Origin of the sequence: Acetobacter syzygii (assembly GCF_000964225.1) — a bacterium.
GTDB classification, from domain to species: domain Bacteria; phylum Pseudomonadota; class Alphaproteobacteria; order Acetobacterales; family Acetobacteraceae; genus Acetobacter; species Acetobacter syzygii.
Map to the genome: position 1 here is coordinate 147,919 of NZ_BAMZ01000005.1, position 17,588 is coordinate 165,506.

Here is a 17,588-nt window from a genome sequence, read left to right on the forward strand (position 1 = left end):
GAACAGAACGCGCTGATAGGCAGGCTGGAGGTGCAGCAGCAGGCCGCGCTGGCACAGTTGTGGCGGATTTTGCCCGCCATGCGCCTTGTTGGCGGCGTTGTGCGTGACCTGCTGGCCGGGCGGACCATTGCGGATATTGATCTGGCGACCCCCGAACCACCCGAAGAGGTGATGGAGCGTTTACGCACACATGGGGTTCATGTGGTGGCTACGGGGTTGCAGCATGGTACCGTAACAGCCGTGCTGGATGGTGCATCTTACGAGATCACCACACTCAGGCGTGATGTTGAAACTGATGGGCGACATGCCGTTGTGCGGTGGACGCAGGACTGGCAGCAGGATGCGCAGCGGCGTGACTTTACAATAAACGCCATGTCGGTCGATCAGGCGGGCATTCTGTACGATTATTTTGCAGGGCAGGCCGATCTGGCCGCAGGGCATGTGCGCTTTGTGGGCCATGCAGCCCGACGCATAGAAGAGGATGCACTGCGTATTCTGCGCTTTTTCCGTTTTTACGGGCGCTATGGGCAGGGGCAGCCGGACCAGCAGGCTATGCAGGCCATAACCAGTGGTGCCGCTTTGCTGGATGGCCTGTCGGTCGAACGGGTATGGATGGAACTGCGGCGGATTTTAACTGGCCCCAATGTGGCGGTTCTGTTGCCCTATATGGAGCAGACCGGCGTGCTGGCCCATATTCTGCCAGAAGGCACCACCTTGCCCCGCTGCGCGCGGCTGCTGGAATATGGAGCGCCCGCCTGCGCCCTGTTGCGTCTGGCCGGGCTGAGCTGCAATGCCCCCGTGGTTGTCCGCCGTCTGAAGTGTTCCCGCGCCGACGTGGGAGTGGTCGATGCACTGAGCAAACCTGCACCCATTCCAGAGGTGGGTATGACGGATGATGGGCTACGCCGCCTGCTGGCTGAAGAATCGTACGATGTGCTGGCAGGGCGCATATGGCTGCATCAGGCCGAACAGATACGCACGGATGCTCAAAATCAGGCATTTGCACAACTCAGGCAGCGGTTGCATGGCTTGGAACGCCCGGTTTTTCCCATTGCAGGGCGCGATGTCGTGGCCATGGGAGTACCCGCTGGGCCAGAAGTCGGGCGTATTATGGGGCAGGTCCGGCAATGGTGGCTGGCGGGTGGTTGCCGTGCTGGGGCAGAGGCCTGCCGTGCGCAGATAAAACAGCAGCTGGGTGTAAAAGCGGTACAAAGCTGATCCATCCCCCCTTACATGGGAGGGGGGGAGGCTGTTAGAGAATGCGTATGACGTCCGTGCCGCATGTAGCCAAATCCCTTTCCGCCAGTAAACTCCTGCCAGACGATACCCGAGCCTTGCTGACAAGGCTGTGGCATACGCAGGTACGCCAGTACCCGGGGCGTATTGCTGCGGTTATTGCTGTTACCGTGCTTACGGCGCTGCTTACGGCTCTTTATCCGTTGGTTATTCAGCGCGCGCTGGACATGTTTGCAACACGTGACCCCCGTATTCTGTATCAGGTTCCATTGCTGGTTGTGGTGATTACCCTTGCCAAGGCGTTGTCCCAGTATGGGCAGACCCTTGCCACTCAGGGGCTGGTGCTGCTGGTTATCCGGGGCTTGCAGGAGCAGATGTTTGACCACCTGATCGGGACCGACATTGCCTACGTGGAGCGCGAAGCCCCGGCCAAGCTTGCTGCACGTTTTACCACGGATGCGGTCTCCATCCGCGAGGCCATGATCCGTGCCGTTAATTCTCTGGGCGATGTGGTGACAGTTCTGGGGCTGATTATTTCCATGTTTTATATGGACTGGGAACTGAGCCTGATCGCCGCTGTGTTGTACCCGGTTGCGGCTGTGCCCATTCAGCGGCTTGGCAAGCGTGTCCGCCGTGCTTCGGGTGGAATGCAGGAACGGGTGGGGGAGACGGCTGCCTTTCTGACCGAAAGTTTTGCGCAGGCCCGTACCGTCCGGGTTTACAGGCTGGAAGAGCGCGAGCGGGCAAGGGCTGCGTTATCTTTTGACCATCTTTATCAGGCCATGTTGCGTATTACCCGTGGTCGGGCGCGGGTGGACCCATTGCTGGAAGCTCTAGGGGGGGCTGCCGTTGCAGCTGTTCTGGGTTTTGCTGGTTGGCGCGCGGCCATGGGGGGCGCAACGCTGGGAGATTTTTCCGGCTTTGTGGCGGCACTGCTGCTGGCATCGCGCCCGCTGCGCGCCCTTGGGGCGCTGAACGCTGCCTTGCAGGAGGGGTTGGCAGGGCTTGTGCGCGTTTTTGCCGTGGTGGATGACCCGCCAGCCGTGACCGACAGCCCGCAGGCCCGCCCACTGCCCCAGGGGAAAGGGCACCTTGTATTTGAAGGTGTCAGTTTTGTTTATGCCGATGGGCGTGTGGGCCTGAATGATTTGAGCTTTGATGCGCAGCCGGGCTGTACGGTGGCGCTGGTTGGTCCATCTGGTGCAGGCAAATCTACAGCGCTTTCCCTTGTACCGCGCCTGCATGACGTAACATCTGGCCGTATTCTGCTCGATGGCATGGACCTGCGTGACGCACAGCTTGAAAGCCTGCGCGCAAGCATGGCTTACGTTAGTCAGGACCCCTTGCTGTTCGACCTCTCGGTACGGGAAAATATTTTGATCGGCCGCCCCGATGCATCGCAGGCAGAGGTGGAGCAGGCAGCCCGTGCAGCTGCGGCCGAGCGGTTTATTCTGGCTTTACCAGATGGGTACAATACGGTTGTGGGGCCGGGGGGGCAGCGCCTGTCCGGAGGGCAGCGGCAACGTGTTGCTTTGGCCCGCGCTTTATTGCGCAATCCCCGATTGCTGCTGCTGGATGAGGCCACAAGTGCTCTGGATAGTGAGAACGAGGCACAGGTGCAGGATGCGCTGGCAACGTTAAGGCGGGGCCGCACGACTCTTGTTGTGGCCCATCGCCTGTCCACCGTTCGCTCGGCGGATATGGTTGTGGTGATGAAGGATGGACGTGCCGTGGAATGTGGCACGCATGATGGGTTGATGAGTCAGAACGGGTTGTATGCCCGTCTGGTAAGAACGCAGGGGCTGGAGCGCTAGCCTGATAGACGCGGTTTTGTACCCCTGAAGGGAAATTATAGGCACAGGTCGCATGTGGCGCTTGATGCAGGGGTATGAACGTGCCACATACTGACCGAACTGGTCGGTCAGCGGAGCTGGCCGAAAAAATGCCGCGCAGGATGAGTTTGAGAGGGCAAGGAACAGAATGGCCGACGACCATAACGAGCAGTCTTTTTCATCATCCGGCACGGAGGCACAAAACACTCCCCAAAAGCCGGAACAGGCTGCGCCGCCACAGACCAAAAAAAGCGGTCGGGGCAAGGTTATTCTAACAGGTGTAATCGGCTGTCTTGTCATTGTTGGTGGCGTGTACTGGTTTATGACCCGTAACGAGGTGGAAACGGACGATGCCTTTACTGCGGGCCGCTCCATTACCATAGCGCCGCATGTAGGGGGGTATGTGACCGAACTGCTGGTCAATGATAACCAGTTTGTTCGCAAAGGGCAGGTTCTGGCCCGCATAGACCCCCGGGACTGGGAGGCAGAAAGGGATAAGGCTGCTGCCCAGTTGGCGAATGCGCAGGCTGCCGCGCAGGCGAGCGATATGATGCACCGCGTGGCTTTGCTGGAATTCCCCGGTAAGCTGTTGCAGGCACAGGGGCAACTGGCGGATGCCAAGGCCCAGCTGTTCAAGGCGGAAACAGATTATCGCCGCCAGCATGGTGTGGAGCGTGCAGCAACATCGCAGCAGGATATAGATTACGCCAAGGCAGCACTGGAGGCAGCCAAGGCACGGGTCATGGCATCCGAAGGGGCGGTGCAGATGGCGCAGCCCGTCCAGCCGAATATTGAAAATGCCGCCGTACAGATTTCGCAGCAGGAAGCGCAGGTCAAGGCGGCACAGGCCGGTCTGGTTTCCGCCGCACTGAATGTGGAATGGACGGTTATCCGCGCACCGCACGATGGTTGGATTTCGCAGCGTAATATTGAGCAGGGTAACTATGTGCGCCAGGGCCAGAGCCTGTTCGCCATTGTTGAGCCAGAGGTCTGGGTTGTTGCCAACTACAAGGAAACGCAGATAACCAGAATGCGCCCCGGCCAGAAGGTGGATATCCGGGTGGATGCATACCCAAGCCTTAAACTGCACGGGCATATTGATTCGTTGCAAAAAGGCACGGGAGCAACATTCAGCGCCTTCCCGCCCGAGAATGCGACGGGCAACTACGTCAAGATCGTCCAGCGCGTTCCTGTTAAGATCCTGATTGATGAAGGGCTGAACCCCGACCAGCCACTCGCTCTTGGCCTGTCTGTTGAACCGACTGTTCATGTGGATACGCAGGGCCATTCCGATGCGCCGCCGCGTGGTGGCGTGGATAACGGCGGGCAGGCGGCTCCATGAGCACACAGGCTGGCGCTGCGCCAGCAGGGTGGAAGCCAAAGTACAATCCATGGACCGTGGCTTTTGTGGTGACCATGGCTGCGTTCATGGAAATTCTGGATACCACAATTGTTAACGTATCCCTGCCGCATATCGCTGGCAGTCTTTCCAGCACGTATGATGATTCGACCTGGACCCTGACAGCCTATCTGGTGGCAAACGGCATTGTGCTCACCATTTCTGGCTGGTTGGGAAAAGTCTTTGGCCGCAAACGCTATTTTCTGATCTGTATTACCATGTTCACCGTATCGTCCTTTTTGTGCGGTATGGCGACCAGTTTGGGCGAACTGGTTGTTTTTCGGTTAATGCAGGGTTTTTTTGGTGGTGGGCTCCAGCCCAATCAGCAATCAATTATTCTGGACAGCTTTCCTCCCGCCAAACGTGCCGCCGCCTTTGGGTTGACCGCCATCGCCGCTGTGGTTGGGCCGGTTATTGGCCCAACTTTGGGGGGGTGGATTACCGATAATTTCTCATGGCGGTGGATATTTTTCATTAACGTGCCGTTCGGGTTTTTAACCACCGTAGGTGTTATGGCTGTTGTGGAAGACCCACCGTGGGCACAAAAGCAGAAGGCCCCGGTGGATGTTATCGGCATTAGCCTGATTACCCTTGGCTTTAGCTGCCTTGAGGTCATGGTTGATCGTGGGGAGGATGCAGACTGGTTTGGTTCCACCTTTATCCGCATTATGGGTGTGCTGGCTTTTCTGGGCCTGACAGGCGCTGTGTTCTGGCTGCTCCATACGGACAGGCCCGCAGTGGATTTGCGGGTTTTCAAGGATCGTAACTTTGCGGTTGGTACGGCCCTTATGGGGGCTATGGGGGCTTTGCTGTATGCTTCGGCCATTGTGGTGCCGCAGTTTGCCCAGCAGGTTATGGGGTATACGGCAACGCTTTCCGGCCTGCTGCTTTCCCCCGGTGGTATAGCGGTTATTGTGCTGATCCCCGTTGTGGGTAAGCTTATGACGCTGACCAGCGTGCGCAATGTGATTGCCATAGGGTTTGCGCTTATGGGGCTGGCGCTGTTTTACTCTGCTCAGTTGCTGCCTTTGCTGGATTTCCGGCATCTTATGCTCTACCGCATGAGCCAGACCGCCTGTCTGGCCTTCCTGTTTGTGCCTCTTTCCACCATAGCCTATTCCACCATCCCCGAACGGTTGAATCCGGATGCTTCAGCCCTGTTCAGTATGGCCCGTAACGTTCTGGGGTCTTTGGCTATTTCTGGTGCAACGGCGCTGCTGACCGAGCGTAAACAGGCCCACCAAGCCTATATGGTGCACTGGATGACACCATTCCATCAGCCTTTTAACGCCTATCAGGATCAGGTAAGGCAGGTTGCAACAGCACGCGGCGCACCCGAGGCACTGGCAGATTCCGTGGCGCAGCATACCCTGTTCAAGGAATTTTCCCGTCAGGTGGCCATGTTGTCTTACAATGAGGTTTTTATGATTTTGGGTATTGGTGCATTTTTGTGCGTGCCCTTGTGTTTCCTGCTTTCGCCCATTCGTGGGGACGGCAAGTCCAAAGGTGCTCATTAAATAAAGAGCGTATGGATTATGGTCAAAAAAAACGGCGGTGGGATGTGCTCCCCACCGCCGTTCTGTTGTGTAGTTCAGCAGTTTTACATGATCGGTACTGATTTTGCAGTTCAGATCGGTATGGCAAATCGGGTGAATTCCTTGACCAGCTGTTCATAGATTGGTTTTTTAAAACCAACAGAACAATGCGGCAAAGATGCAAGATCAACCCACATCCACGCATCAAATTCGGCAGGTAAATGCCGGTCAAGCCGTATGTCTGTGTCTGCGCCGGTAAAGCGCAGGGCAAACCATTTTTGCGTTTGGCCACGGTAACGCCCGCCAAGGGCATGGCCAATGAGCGCACTGGGCAGGTCGTATTGAATCCACTGAGGGTATTCTGCCAGAATGGCAACGTGGTCCGTGCCAATTTCTTCCCCCACCTCACGGAGTACGGCTGTATGGGGGTCTTCTCCCTCATCAATGCCGCCCTGTGGGCATTGCCATGTCCCTTCCGTTAAGGGGCCACCGGCTCCTGGCATGTCCGTGCGACGGGCAATGAGAACCTGCCCGTGAGTATTAAAAATCAGGGCACCCACATTAGGGCGGTAAGGCAGGGTGGAAAGGTCAACTGGCATTAGTGGCGAGCCCCCATGTTCAACATGGAGTTGGAAACATTAACGTGCATCTGACCGTTGCTGGCTGGTGCAGGCAGGGTGGATGGATCGGGTGGCAGAATAATCTGGCTAACTGGCACCAGTGTTATGCCCACGTCTTTAAGGTGGGGGAGCCATGCACGCAGGCAGGCCAACGCAACCGGACGGAGTGGACCCAGCACCCCAATGGCACGGCCATTCTGGCGCGCAAGCTGCTGGAGCTTGAGAAGCTGGATATCGATATTAACGATGTCTTCATCTGTGTTGATTGCAACATCAGCCGAACCAACGGCAGCGCTGTTTGCAATCTGTGCACCAGGTGTTGCATTCAGGTACAGCAGACCGCGTTGGTCCAGAGCGCTCAGAATGGGTTTGAAGCCTGCTGCGGAGGAAAAATCTCCTCCATTCTGCCCATCAAAAGCATTGGTAACCCCAACATACCCAGCGAGATGGGAGAGAGACCAGTTCAGATTATCCATATTCTGCTGGGCGGAAAGCTGCGCTCCCAAGGCTTTTGGGCCTTCGCTATCGGTTGATGCCGCTTTGTCTCCCCCACCTTGCATAGGCAGGGACAGGAGCAGTTCATGCTGGTGCTGGCGCGCGGCTTCCATCAGTGCATCGGGGTTGGTCACATACGGAGACACAGCAAGGGAGATCTGCCCGGGCAGGGAAGATATGGCCTCTTTGGTCAGGTCTTCGGATTGACCAAGCCCGTCTATGAGCAGTGCCACCATGGGGGAACCGGGCGGCACGTCTACCGCTGGCGCTGCATAGACCTGCCGGGCAAGCGCACCATGCTGGCCGCGAATGGGAAGCGGGAAACCACCCGGTCCGTTGCTTTTTTCCAAAAGGCTGGCTTGGGGTGGGGGAATGTTGACCAGATGCCCCGCAGCAGCAACGGATTTGTTGCCGTTTGTCGCTACGGCATCAATATCATCCCCCCCGGCAATCAGGTGGGGTGGCCCCATAACCTGCAAGGTCAGAGCGATTGCCGCGGTTACCGTAAGGCAGCCCCCCCAGAAGCGGATGAACAACCGGCCATTGGCCGGAAGCTGCTGCCAAAGGGAGGGAGTATGCATGACCACTGCCTTTTACCTGCTATGCGTTAGTTATGCGCCGGACAATCTGTTTTGGCGGCGGGTTTGACCGGCGGCAGCGTAGCCGTGGGGTCAGGCGCAGGCAGGCCCGCCATGGAGCGGACAACCCGCAACCCTTCCTGGAGCTGGAAGTCGGTATTGGGCTTGTTATATTCAAACTCCGGCCAGTTGGCGGGAGGCTGATCAGGAATAATTTTGGCAATGGCAGGCAGGTCCGTGCGCGGCTGCGCCTTGGTCTGGTTCCCACCCTGATTTTTAAGAATATGCTCCAGATCAGCTTCGCGCAGGCTGAAGGCAGGATCTTCCCGCGTTTCCTTGACTACAATATCGGGCGTAATCCCAAGGGCCTGAATGGAACGGCCCGATGGTGTGTAGTAGCGTGCGGTGGTCAGGCGGACTGCACCATTGCCCGGAATGGGAATAATGGACTGCACGGACCCTTTGCCAAACGTGCGTGTGCCAATCAGCACCGCACGGTGGTGGTCTTGCAATGCGCCAGACACGATTTCCGATGCGGAGGCGGAGCCACCATTGATCAGCACCACCATTGGCAGGCCATCTGTAATATCTGTCCCGTGGGCATCCCAGCGCTGGCTGTCCTTGGGGTGGCGCGCACGGGTGGAAACAATCTCGCCCGTGCGGATAAAGCTGGAGGAAACCTCCACAGCCTGATCAAGTAGCCCACCGGGGTCGTTGCGCAGGTCAAGCACCAGCCCCCCCAGTTTGCCACCGGCCTGCTGCTTAAGGCTGTTGTAGCCTTTAAGCAGTTCTTTTTCCGTGGTTTCGTTAAACTGCGCAATCCGCAGATAGCCAATCCGGTCGTACAGGGCGGATTTGACGACATCGATATGGATGATCTCCCGCGTGAGGGTGACCGTAATGGGCTTGGGTGTTTTTTCGCGCACAAGGGTGAGGGTAATTTTGGTATTGGCCTTGCCACGCATTTTTTTGACCGCTTCATCAAGCGGGGTGCCATCTATTGTATGGCCATCCACGGCAATAATGTAATCGCCCGGCTTGATCCCGGCGCGAAAACCCGGCGTGCCATCAATGGGGGAGACAACGCGGATGTGTCCATCCTGCTGTTGCAACTCCAGTCCAAGGCCGCCAAATTCGCCTTTCATCTGGACCATCATGTCATCATACTGCTTTTGGGTCATGTATGAGCTATGGGGGTCCAGACCGCTGAGCATTCCGTTCAGGGCGTTGGTAATCAGATCCCGGTCGGAAACAGGCTCAACATAGTCTGCCCGAACCAGATCCAGTACCGTGCCAAACAGGGTTAGCAGGCGGTAGGTTTCGGCATGGTTGCTCGTGGGGGAGGCATCCGGGGCAGCATTTTCCGCCAGAGCTGGAGTGGCCACAAACCCCACACCATTATTGTGTCCGGGATGAAAAGTCAGGGCAAGGCCGGTCATGGCTGCGGCGCCGAGCATCAGACCTGTGCGGAACTTCATGCGATCTTGTCTCCTGTCGCAGGGCTTGGGGCCGTGCGCTTGTTCTTCCTGTCTTTTCACATGCACGTACCAGCGTGTGCCGGAACGCGCAAAGCCGTGCTGGCGCATACGGCATATTGCGCAAGACTAGCGTGTTCCGCAACGGAGGGAAACAGCCAGAGCGTGCAACCCGCCTCACTCATTACAGGAATGGTGCGGGGTTTATGGTTTGTTGCCCATTGCGTAACTGAATGAAAAGTGTGGCGGAACCACCTGTTGAACTCATGTGTCCCAGTGGAGCGCCTTTTGTCAAACTCTGTGCGGTATCCACACTGAGTTCCGAAAGTCCAGCAAGAACAAAACGATAGTGCCGCCCGCAGTTTACAATCACCATCTGTCCATAACTGCGGAAAGCACCGGCAAAATCCACACTGCCAGAGCAGGGTGCCCGCACGCTGGCCCCGGGTGGGGTCCGGTAGGTCATACCTGTGGTGGGGCCGGAATCGCTGGCAACACCCCATCCACTAATCAGCTTGCCCGCAACAGGTTGCGTACCGCTGGAGGTACTGTGCTCGGCCAGTCCGGGGCCTTCGCTTTTGTTCAGGCTGGCTTCCTGCTGGCGGGCGGCACGTATGCGTTCTGCCTGATGAGCGCGTTCGGCGGCGGCAATTTCCTGCTGGAGGGCATTCCGCGCCTTGTCTTCCAGCGCGTCCAACCGGGCAATGGCATCTTGCAGGCTGGATGCGCGCTGTGTGGCGGCCTGTAGTTGCTGGGCCGTGCCCAGCGCAGCCCGGTTGGCCTGCTGTTGGGCAAGGCGCGCCTGCGCGGCCTGCTGGCGCACGGTATCGCGCTGCTGGCTCTGGTTCTGTTTGAGCCTGGCCAATGCCGCATATTGTGCGGAAAGGTCTGCATCCACCGCGCTCAGCCGGGTCTGCTGGGCCCGCATGGCCTGTGCCTGCACTTCCATCTGCCGTGATAACCCCCGCAGGACCAAAAAGCCTGTTACGGCATCTCCTTGTGGCACGGGAGCCGCCAGAAGTGTGTCCGATGGGTAAAGGGAGAGACGTTCTGCGAGTGGAAGAATGGGGGTAAGCGCACGGGCATTGTCACGCAGCGTGGCCTGAAGCGTTGTTTGTTCCTGCCTGATTGTACCAATACGCTCGCTCAGGTCAGATATCTGCTGCTCTGTATCATGCAGCTGACTGGTTGCGGCGACTGTGGCTGCGGAGAGGGCTAACGCCTGATTTTTGGCCTGTATGGCAGCAGCCTGAGCCGCCTCGTTTTTAACGCGGGATGCCTCAATGGTTGCGGCCTGCTGGGCTTTTTCCTTTTCCATGGCCATGTGCTGGGCGCGTGCGGCTTCCACCGCGGCCTGCGCCTGCTGCACGGCACTCCCTGTTCCCCGGCTCTGGCTGGGGGAGAGGGGCTGGGTTTGAGCACCTGACGTTTTGGCATGGCGCCGCTTGTGGGGAGATGTCCCTGCCGTGTGGTTTTTGCTGTGTAAGGAGGTGGTTTTGTGTTCGGCCCCCCATGCAGCAGAATGGGGCGGCAGGGCAGATGCCAGTAACAGCATAGCCCCGACCAGCGTTGTACCAGCAGCGGTTTGGCTTGTGGTGTAACGGGGTGGCCGGGGGAAGGTCATTTAGTGCGCAAGCAGGGAAGAGCCTGTCATTTCGGCTGGTTTGGGCAGGTTCAAAACATCAAGCAGGGTTGGAGCAAGATCAGCCAGCTTACCCCCATCATGCAGCTTGTCTGTAGTGGCACCGGCGACAATAAAAGGGACCAGATTAAGCGTATGGGCGGTGTGTGGGCCGCCAGTCTGTGGGTCTTTCATGGTTTCGCAGTTGCCATGGTCTGCTGTTACAAGCAGCACGCCATGCTGCTCTTCCAGCGCCTGAGCAATGCGGCCCAGACCGGTATCTACCGTTTCTACGGCCTTAATGGCGGCTGCCAGCACGCCGGTATGGCCGACCATGTCCGGGTTGGCAAAATTCAGAACAATCAGGTCGTATTCCCCGCTTTTAATAGCGGCAACGGCCTTGTCGGTCAGTTCCGGTGCGGACATTTCGGGCTGGAGGTCATAGGTCGCTACTTTGGGGGAGGGCACCAGAATACGGTCTTCCCCTTCAAACAGTTTTTCCCGCCCACCATTCATGAAGTAGGTGACGTGTGGGTATTTTTCGGTTTCCGCCATACGGAGCTGGCGCAGGCCAGCTTGCGCAATAACCTCGCCCAGCAGATTGGTCAGTTCTTCGGGCGGGAACAGGACGGTCGTATAGTCTGCCAGCGCGTCGCTATAATGGGTCATGGCAAGAGCGGCGGAAAACTGCACAACCTTGCTACGGGCAAACCCGTCAAAGCCGGGTACCAGCAGCGCATCCATAAGCTGGCGAATACGGTCCGCACGGAAGTTAAAGGACAGAATGCCATCTCCATCCTTCATGCCCGTGTAGCCGGGGAGCACGGTGGGAAGAATGAATTCGTCCGAGATATCCTGCGCGTAGGCGTGGCTTACAACCTCTTCAGGCGTTTGGGCCTGGGGGCCAATAGCACTGACCATGGCGTTATAGGCTTTTTCCATCCGGTCCCAGCGTTTGTCGCGGTCCATGGCGTAATAACGGCCAGAGATGGTGGCAAGCTGTACCGTGGAGGGCAGGGTGGCACGGAGCTGTTGCAGGTAGGTTTGCGCAGACCGGGGAGCGGTATCTCGTCCATCGGTAAAAAGATGGAGTGAAACAGGAACACCAGCATCGCTAACAATCCGGGCAAGTGCTGCTGCGTGGTCCTGATGGGAATGTACACCCCCGGTCGAGATCAGCCCCATAAGGTGGCACGTTCCGCCGTTTTTTTTGAGCGTTGCAATAAAATCGGTCAGGGCCGTGTTGCGGGCCAAGCTGCCATCCGCAATGGCGGTAAAAATGCGGGGCAGCTCCTGCATGACCACGCGCCCGGCACCAATGTTCAGATGCCCAACTTCCGAATTGCCCATCTGCCCTTCCGGCAGGCCCACATCTTCCCCGCTGGTGCGGAGGAAACTGTGGGGGTTGTTCTGCCAGAGTCGGTCAAAGTTGGGTGTTCTTGCCAGATGCACCGCATTGTCCGACGAGTCTTCGCGCCAGCCAAACCCGTCCAGAATGACAAGCATGGCAGTGCGCTTTTGTGGGGGGCGGGTGGATGTCATGGAGTTGGGCCTCTTCTTATGTTTTTTGGTTATGGCCGAATAATGCCACCAAAATGCAGGGAAGATAAAGAGGCCACAGAACAGCCGTGTGGTCGATACAAAACCGGGGTGGTGGAACAGTTCCACCACCCCGGCTGACATAGTGGGCACAGAGCGTAAAAAGCCGCTCAGGCCCTGCGTACAATGTAGGATAACCCCAGCGCTTTGGTAATCAGTGCGGCATGTTCAGGGTCACGCGCCTCAATCATTACTTCAAGCTGGGCGGCCTGTACGGAGGGGGCCGCAAACAGCCGCTGGTGCGAAACTTCTATAATATTGCCGCCTGCTTCCCCAATGGTTTTGGAAATATCGGCCAGAACACCCGGCCGATCAGGAATTTCCATGACCAGCCGCAGAATGCGTCCGTCCCGCAGCATGGCCCGCAAAAGGGTATTGGCCAGAATGCGGCTGTCGATATTGCCACCGGAAATGGGTAATGCCACCTTTTTACCACGGAACAGATCCGGGTAGGTCAGCACGGCAGCAAGCGCTGTGGCACCAGCCCCTTCACTAACCTGCTTGGCCCCCTCGGCCAGCAGGGTAATGGCATTTTCAATCGCACATTCGGAGACAACCAGAACCTTGTCCACCAGTTTGCGAATGACCTCGTCCGTCTGCTTGCCAATCTGGAGTACGGCAATGCCTTCGGCAATGGTGGAGCCGCCATTGGGGTGCGTTGCAGGGCCGGGAAAAGCCGCAAGAGAATCGTAGGATTCGACCTGTACGCCAATCAGCTCCATGTTCGGGCGCATGGCCCGGGCCGCCACGGAGCAGCCAGCCAGCAGGCCACCACCACCAATGGGGGCGACCAGCATGTTCAGGTCCCCTGCATCTTCGAGCAGTTCCAGTGCGCAGGTTCCCTGACCGGCCATAACCGCCGCATCATCATACGGGTGCACAAAGGTCCGTCCCTCACGCGCCTGCAGGTCTTGGGCGAACATCAGGGCTTCTGCAAAGCTCTCGCCTTCCAGCACCACGCGCGCACCCCAGTTGCGGGTCCGTACCACTTTGCCAGCAGGCGTGAACTTGGGCATGACAATAACGGCATCAATACCCAGCAGGCTGGCATGGCGGGCAACACCCTGTGCATGGTTGCCAGCAGAGACGGCAATCACACCGCGTGCGCGTTCCTCCGGGGTCAGCAGGGCCAGCTTGTTGGCCGCCCCGCGTTCCTTGAAGGAGCCGACAGCCTGCAGATTTTCCAGCTTGAGCGTAATTTCTGCCCCCGTTGCGCGGGAGAGAGCGTGGGAGGGCAGTGTGGGTGTGCGGATTACCTTGCCACGAATACGCTCGGCTGCGGCGGTCACATCTTCGAACGAGATCATGTCAGATGAATTTGACGGACAGGATTTCGTAAGTTCTGTCTCCACCTGGGGCGGGAACAGACACGGTGTCACCTTCCTGCTTGCCAATAAGGGCTTTGGCGAGCGGGGAGGAAATGGAAATTTTGCTCTGTTTGATGTCTGCTTCGTGCAGGCCAACAATCTGGTAGGTAATTTCCTTGTCCGTATCCTCGTCCACAAGGCATACGGTTGCGCCAAATTTGACATGGCTGCCAGACAGGGAGGAAGGCTCGATGACTTCCGCTGTGGAGATCAGCTCTTCCAGTTCCTGAATGCGCCCTTCAATAAAGGACTGACGTTCACGCGCTGCATGGTATTCAGCATTTTCCGAAAGGTCGCCGTGGCTGCGGGCTTCCGCAATGGCGCGGATAACAGCCGGACGTTCTTCAGACCTGAGCTTGCGCAGTTCATCTTCAAGCTGCTGTAGGCCCTTGCCCGTCATTGGAGTTTTCTGCAAGACGTGTCCCCAGAATAAAAGCTGCCGGACCTGTAGGCCCGGCGCAGTAGTTACATCAAAAGTCGCGTCGGGTGACGCCACACATATGTGGGGTTTGGCCCGGCATGGAACGCATGGGGGCAGCCGGTCAGGCTCCCCCCGTACGCTTAGAACGAACCACTAAAGTATGACTGAAGTGGCGCAACATCAAGCGGTCCTTCACGCATTGCCGCAATAGCGTGGATTGCAGCGCGCGCACCCGCCATTGTGGTGTAGTGGGGAACACCCAGCACAAGGGCGGAACGGCGGATGTCAAAACTGTCCGCCACGGACTGTGCACCCTGTGCCGTGTTAATGACCATCTGCACCTCGCCGGAGCGAATGGCATCCACACAGTGCGGGCGACCTTCGAGCACCTTGTTGACTACGCTGACCTCAATCCCGGAGTCACGCAGCTTGCGGGCCGTGCCGCGGGTTGCCACAATTTTAAAGCCCATGGATGCCAGCAGGCGACCCAGAGGGGGCAGTTGCGGCTTGTCGCTCTCACGCACGGACAGGAACACGGTCCCTCTCATGGGTAGGCGTACACCAGCCCCAAGCTGGGATTTGGCAAAAGCCCGCTCAAAGGATGTATCCAGCCCCATGACCTCACCCGTGGAGCGCATTTCCGGCCCCAGAATGGTATCGACTTCCGCAAAGCGGTTGAAGGGGAACACGGCTTCCTTAACCGCAACGTGCGGTACTACGGCCCGGTCGTCCAGATTAAAGCCGCTCAGCTTGCTGCCCGCCATAACCCGCGCACCAATTTTGGCTACCGGCACGCCTGTGGCCTTGGCCACAAACGGCACGGTGCGCGAGGCGCGAGGATTAACTTCCAGCACAAAGATCTCCTGATCCTTAATGGCGTACTGGACGTTCATCAGCCCCACAATGCCCAACTCGCGCGCCATGGCTTCGGTCTGGGCCTTGAGTTCGGTCACAATGGCGGGGGACAGGGTATAGGGCGGCAGGGCGCAGGCGCTATCGCCCGAGTGAATACCCGCTTCTTCAATGTGCTCCATGACGCCAGCCACATAGACGTCCGTGCCGTCAGCAATGCAGTCCACGTCTGCTTCAATCGCTTCGTTCAGGTAGCGGTCAAGCAGAATTGGACCGGAGGAAATTTCATGCCCGGCTACCCGCAGCACGTCACGCATGTAACGCTGGAGGGAGGCGCGGTCGTACACGATTTCCATTGCCCGGCCACCCAACACGTAGGACGGGCGCACAACCACAGGATAGCCGACACGTTCGGCCACGGCTTCGGCCTCTTCCGGGCTGCGGGCAATGCCATTTTCAGGCTGGCGGAGGCCCAGCTTGTGCAGCATAGCCTGGAAGCGCTCACGGTCTTCCGCCCGGTCAATGGCATCTGCCGGAGTGCCCAGCAGGGGAATGCCCGCTGCCTCAAGCGCGCGGGAGAGCTTGAGAGGTGTTTGCCCACCATACTGCACAATGCAGCCCTTGACCGTGCCTTTGCGCTGCTCGCAACGGATGAGGGCAATAACATCCTCTGCCGTTAGCGGCTCAAAGTACAGACGGTCGGATGTGTCGTAGTCGGTCGAAACGGTCTCGGGGTTGCAGTTGACCATAATGGTCTCATAGCCAGCCTCACGCAGGGCGTAGGCAGCATGGACGCAGCAATAGTCAAATTCAATGCCCTGACCAATACGGTTGGGGCCACCCCCGAGGATAACAATTTTTTCGCGGTCGGTTGGGTCGGATTCACACTGCGGTGGGGCAAAATGCCCTTCGTAGCTGGAATACATATAGGGGGTGGCGGACGCAAATTCGCCAGCGCATGTGTCAATCCGGCGGTAAACCGGGGTCACGCCTGCTTCTGCACGGAGCAGGGCTACTTCTTCCGGCTGTGTGCCGGAAAGGCGAGAGAGCTGCACATCCGAAAAACCAAGGGCTTTAAGGCGGCGCAGGCTCTGCGCATCTTTGGGCAGGCCGTTGTGTTCCACGTCCCGTTCGGCACGGATGATTTTTTCCATCTCGCGCAGGAACCACGGTTCAAACTTGCAGGCTTCGTGAATATCCTCGACCGACAGGCCGCAGCGCAGAGCCTGAGCCGCCATGAGAATACGCTCTGGCCGGGGCTGGGAGAGTGCCGCGCGGAACGCATCTTCTCCCCCATCTCCGGGCACTTCCACCGGGTCCAGCCCGTGCAGGCCCGTTTCCATCGAGCGCAGCCCCTTCTGGAGCGCCTCAGGGAAGGAGCGGCCAATAGCCATGGCTTCGCCAACCGACTTCATGGAGGTGGAAAGCAGAGCAGGCGCGCCGGGGAATTTTTCAAACGTAAAGCGTGGAATTTTGACCACAACGTAGTCAATGGTCGGCTCAAAGGAGGCAGGCGTTGTACGCGTAATATCGTTTTTCAGCTCATCAAGCGTGTAACCGACAGCCAGCTTGGCTGCGACCTTGGCAATGGGGAAGCCCGTAGCCTTGGATGCCAGCGCGGAAGAGCGGGAAACGCGGGGGTTCATCTCAATGACCACCATGCGTCCATCAACCGGGTTGATGCCGAACTGCACGTTGGAGCCACCGGTTTCCACCCCAATGGCCCGCAGGCAGGCCAAAGAGGCATCGCGCATACGCTGGTATTCCTTGTCGGTCAGCGTAAGGGCGGGGGCCACGGTAATGGAGTCACCCGTGTGGATGCCCATAGGGTCGATGTTTTCGATCGAGCAGATGATAATGCAGTTGTCCGCCGTGTCGCGCACAACTTCCATTTCATATTCTTTCCAGCCCAGCACCGATTCCTCAACCAGCACTTCCGTGGTGGGGGAGGCATCCAGACCAGAGAGTACGATCCGTTCGAACTCTTCACGGTTGTAAGCAATACCACCGCCAGAACCACCCATGGTAAAGGAGGGGCGGATAATGGTGGGGAAGCCAATCTGTTTGAGCGCTTCGTGGGCTTCGGCCAGTGTGTGGGCAATAAAGCTGCGCGGGCTTTCAATGCCAATGGCGTCCATGGCTTCGCGGAATTTCTGGCGGTCTTCCGCGCGGTCGATCACGTCGGCCTTGGCGCCGATCAGCTCAACATTATGCTTTTCCAAAAAGCCGGAGGCATGGAGCGCCATGGCCGTGTTGAGGGCCGTCTGCCCCCCCATGGTTGGCAGAACCGCGTCGGGCTTTTCCTTGAGGATAATGCGTTCCACGACTTCTGGCGTAATGGGTTCCACATAGGTGGCGTCCGCAAGGCCGGGGTCGGTCATGATTGTTGCCGGGTTGGAGTTGACCAGAATGACCCGGTAGCCTTCCTCGCGCAGCGCCTTACAGGCCTGTGCGCCGGAATAGTCGAACTCACACGCCTGACCGATAACAATAGGACCGGCGCCGATGATGAGGATGGAGCGGATGTCTGTCCGTTTGGGCATGGTACGTTCGGTCCT

General features: G+C 58.2%; 12 protein-coding genes. 4 read left to right on the forward strand and 8 right to left on the reverse strand.

All coding sequences use genetic code 11. The features are described from left to right. Positions 1-78: 78 nt before the first annotated feature. From Absy_RS01860 to Absy_RS01875, 4 genes are all read left to right on the forward strand, one after another. Positions 79-1,218, forward strand: coding sequence for a CCA tRNA nucleotidyltransferase (locus Absy_RS01860; protein WP_084596803.1), 1,140 nt, complete (start codon positions 79-81; stop codon positions 1,216-1,218). A gap of 47 nt (positions 1,219-1,265) precedes the next feature. After that, the gene (locus Absy_RS01865) at positions 1,266-3,050 is read left to right on the forward strand and encodes an ABC transporter ATP-binding protein (RefSeq protein ID WP_048853070.1); all 1,785 of its coding nucleotides are present in this window, start codon (positions 1,266-1,268) and stop codon (positions 3,048-3,050) included. A 166-nt stretch (positions 3,051-3,216) separates the two neighbouring features. After that, on the forward strand, positions 3,217-4,410 hold the full coding sequence (locus Absy_RS01870) for an HlyD family secretion protein (protein WP_048853011.1): 1,194 nt from the start codon (positions 3,217-3,219) through the stop codon (positions 4,408-4,410). Further along, a complete protein-coding gene (locus Absy_RS01875) occupies positions 4,407-5,984 on the forward strand; it encodes a DHA2 family efflux MFS transporter permease subunit (RefSeq protein WP_048853012.1) in 1,578 nt (525 codons plus the stop codon). The genes Absy_RS01870 and Absy_RS01875 overlap by 4 nt, the downstream gene beginning before the upstream one ends. A 110-nt stretch (positions 5,985-6,094) precedes the next feature. Here Absy_RS01875 and Absy_RS01880 read toward each other — a convergent pair whose 3' ends face one another. The 8 genes from Absy_RS01880 to carB form a co-directional block, all read right to left on the reverse strand. After that, a complete protein-coding gene (locus Absy_RS01880; protein WP_048853013.1) occupies positions 6,095-6,601 on the reverse strand; it encodes an RNA pyrophosphohydrolase in 507 nt (168 codons plus the stop codon). Continuing rightward, complete coding sequence (locus tag Absy_RS01885) at positions 6,601-7,698, reverse strand: divergent polysaccharide deacetylase family protein (RefSeq protein ID WP_048853014.1); 1,098 nt, start codon at positions 7,696-7,698, stop codon at positions 6,601-6,603. Before Absy_RS01885 ends, Absy_RS01880 begins: the two co-directional genes overlap by 1 nt. 26 nt (positions 7,699-7,724) lie before the next feature. Next, positions 7,725-9,173, reverse strand: coding sequence for a S41 family peptidase (locus Absy_RS01890; RefSeq protein ID WP_048853015.1), 1,449 nt, complete (start codon positions 9,171-9,173; stop codon positions 7,725-7,727). Positions 9,174-9,354: 181 nt separating this feature from the next. Continuing rightward, on the reverse strand, positions 9,355-10,794 hold the full coding sequence (locus Absy_RS01895) for a murein hydrolase activator EnvC family protein (protein ID WP_052945679.1): 1,440 nt from the start codon (positions 10,792-10,794) through the stop codon (positions 9,355-9,357). Beyond that, the gene (gpmI, locus tag Absy_RS01900; protein ID WP_048853072.1) at positions 10,795-12,333 is read right to left on the reverse strand and encodes a 2,3-bisphosphoglycerate-independent phosphoglycerate mutase; all 1,539 of its coding nucleotides are present in this window, start codon (positions 12,331-12,333) and stop codon (positions 10,795-10,797) included. A 167-nt stretch (positions 12,334-12,500) separates the two neighbouring features. Further along, a complete protein-coding gene (locus tag Absy_RS01905; protein WP_048853016.1) occupies positions 12,501-13,697 on the reverse strand; it encodes a threonine ammonia-lyase in 1,197 nt (398 codons plus the stop codon). Between the two features lies 1 nt (position 13,698). Then, on the reverse strand, positions 13,699-14,172 hold the full coding sequence (gene greA, locus Absy_RS01910) for a transcription elongation factor GreA (RefSeq protein ID WP_048853017.1): 474 nt from the start codon (positions 14,170-14,172) through the stop codon (positions 13,699-13,701). Positions 14,173-14,318: 146 nt separating this feature from the next. Continuing rightward, entirely contained in the window at positions 14,319-17,573 is a 3,255-nt protein-coding gene (gene carB / locus Absy_RS01915; protein WP_048853018.1) for a carbamoyl-phosphate synthase large subunit, read from the reverse strand. Positions 17,574-17,588 lie beyond the last annotated feature (15 nt).